The 545-nt window shown below is 41.3% G+C and carries 1 pseudogene; it reads right to left on the bottom strand.

Annotated elements, in window-relative coordinates:
- Nucleotides 1–545: pseudogene (locus ACIY19_RS10890) on the bottom strand (CHAP domain-containing protein); the annotation flags it as partial.

Below are 545 nucleotides of genomic sequence, written 5' to 3'. Positions count from 1 at the left end.
GCCATCTTTTTCAAGTTGTGAGGGTCATCATTCAAATGATTCCAAAGATCATTCAAGGCATCCGAATAGTGATTGAAGCCTAATATCCCAGCCCATTCACCACCAGTCCCCTCATTCCAGTTACTTTCTGGTTTCCACTCACTACCGTAGCGAAAGTTCATGAAAAAGATCATGTCATCGATGTTTGTCCAATAGTCTACCTTATCATTTGACTTCTCTCGATCTCGTTTACTAATTTGCAGCCAGGACTTGTTCAGGTCAAATTCATTTTGTTGGACAGGACCACTTCCTCCAAACATGGCCATAAATGCCCCAAATACTGCAAAGATGAGGAACATCAAGAAATAGGACTTAACTGCTAATGAATTGGATAGAATGGAACGTAGAGGCTTTGTCACAACCTTCAAGACCTTTCCTGTACCTCTTGATACTTTCCCAAATTTTGAACGAGCTATACGATTCCTAGTTTGTTTCATCTTTTTGCTGAGTTTTCCTTCCCAGGAGAACTCTTTTGGTGTTCGAGTATACCCTCGCCCTCTGATGAA

It is taken from the genome of Streptococcus sp. ST14, from assembly GCF_046098195.1.
GTDB lineage: Bacteria > Bacillota > Bacilli > Lactobacillales > Streptococcaceae > Streptococcus.
Note: the sequence above shows the minus strand (reverse complement) of the source record. Positions and strands in the feature narration are given on the sequence as shown.